This is a genomic window from bacterium endosymbiont of Bathymodiolus sp. 5 South (assembly GCF_900128535.1).
In the GTDB taxonomy this organism is placed as follows: domain Bacteria; phylum Pseudomonadota; class Gammaproteobacteria; order PS1; family Pseudothioglobaceae; genus Thiodubiliella.
Genome location: NZ_FQTR01000262.1, coordinates 1 through 1712 on the forward strand (window position 1 = coordinate 1; position 1712 = coordinate 1712).

General features: G+C 40.1%; 3 protein-coding genes. All 3 read right to left on the bottom strand.

Annotated elements, in window-relative coordinates; translation table 11 throughout:
• Nucleotides 1-62 precede the first annotated feature (62 nt).
• Nucleotides 63-584 (bottom strand): hypothetical protein, encoded by a 522-nt coding sequence (locus BBROOKSOX_RS10650; protein ID WP_139661747.1) that lies wholly within the window; start codon nt 582-584, stop codon nt 63-65.
• On the bottom strand, nt 559-885 hold the full coding sequence (locus BBROOKSOX_RS12365) for an RHS repeat-associated core domain-containing protein (protein ID WP_257607866.1): 327 nt from the start codon (nt 883-885) through the stop codon (nt 559-561). Before BBROOKSOX_RS12365 ends, BBROOKSOX_RS10650 begins: the two co-directional genes overlap by 26 nt.
• Nucleotides 886-1045: 160 nt before the next feature.
• Entirely contained in the window at nt 1046-1480 is a 435-nt protein-coding gene (locus BBROOKSOX_RS12370) for a hypothetical protein (protein ID WP_257607867.1), read from the bottom strand.
• Nucleotides 1481-1712 lie beyond the last annotated feature (232 nt).

A 1712-nucleotide genomic window follows, 5' to 3' on the forward strand; every position in this document is an offset into this window, starting at 1 on the left:
TTTTAGCTTTTTGCAAGCAAAAACTCAAACCCTTAAAATGACGATTGTAAGTGGCTTGAGAATTATTGATTCAAATGCTCAAACTGGAATAACGTGGTGGAACTGGACATCTTTATAGAGACTATCTCAAGGCTAAAAGTATTGGCAATCCTTAAAGAAGATCTGCCGTTATCGCTACTACCAACAAAATTACGATAAAATTTTGGGTAATTTCCGTCAGCTCGATAAATCTCTATTGCTTTTTTTGTGCTAGGGTTGGATATGCCTTCTCTGAGAAATGTTTTAGGTAGCATGTTTAATGCACCCGCTATTTTTGTCATTCCTAAATATTGGTAAGAGGTTACTTCTGTTGCATTCAAGCCAGAAATGCAGTTTTTATCTCTAAAATTTGACTCAAAAGTTAACTGTCCTGTATTGAAATCCATAATATTCTCAAACTCACTGGTAGAAGGCGGAAGAGAGAGGGCTCTAATTGTTAACGCCCCCTTTCTGCCCTCTGATTTTATGGTAAATTTTGTATTGGCGTTTAGCAAGTCAAGTTTATTAGCAGGATAAGTCTTAACAATTTCTTCTAGTCTTTTCATATGATTCTGGAAAATCAAACAAGTTATCGCTACGATAAGTACCTTCAATTGGACTTAAGACATCGAGTTCATGGGGTTCACCTCCATCCATTGGATAAACTTTAACCTGTCCTGTCTGATCAATATATTTAAGCGGATTATTCCCTACATAAATATACAAATTCAAGCCATCAACCGCACCTGCTGAATCAGGGTTTATCCACCTCGTTAGCCAAGGGGCTAGGTATCTGGCACCGTAGTAGCACAGACCACTACTGTCGCTTCTTTCTTTGTTTGTGTAGCGGTAGCGTTTTTGTTGCACTTGGGTTTTGTCTTTGCCGGCGATGAGGGCGGTGCCACCATAGGGGTAGTAGTGCTCATAGCTGAGGGTTTGGGCTTTGTCGTCCAGCTCTAAGGTGTTGGATTGTAGATGGCTGTTGAGTTGGTAGTGGGTTTGGTTGGGGCTTTGGGTGTTGTCTTTGCTACTTTCCCTGAGGATGTGGGTGCCGGTGCAGGGTGGTGCTTTGTTGCTTTGCTTGGTTGATTGAGAGCTCTAGTGAGGGCAGATAGTCTCTTTGGCTTTGCACTTGGTTGTTAGATTCAACCACACTGCGGACTCGATTGCCTTGGTAATCATAAACATAGTATTGTGTGGTGTTAGGTTTATCTGCTTTAGTGAGTTTATTAAGGATATTGTTGTAATACCAATCTAGGTTAGCAATATTGTCTAAATGTAATAAATTGCCGCTGGCATCAAAGTTATTTTGGTTGTTATTTTCAGTGCCACGGTTGCTGTTAGGGTGAATGGCGAGGATTTGTTGCCAATTATTACTGTTTGCTTGGTGAGATAGGTGGGTTAGGTTGTTGCCTGTATCATGGGTGTGAGTCTGTTGGTAGCACTCTAAAGTATTAATCATAAGATGAGACCTTTGCATAAATAGGAATAATCATCAGAAACCCACTTTTCACCCACTTGGCGATTTTTTAAACCCAGCCTTAGCCCTGCTAGGACAAGGTTTAAAGAAATCACCAATTGGACAAAAATTGGATTTTACTAATCATCCCTATTTATGCAAAGGTCTCAAGATATTGAAATCCTTGTGTTGGGATACCTTTGCACTTTCTATTTTTTTTGGGGGGCTGTAATAA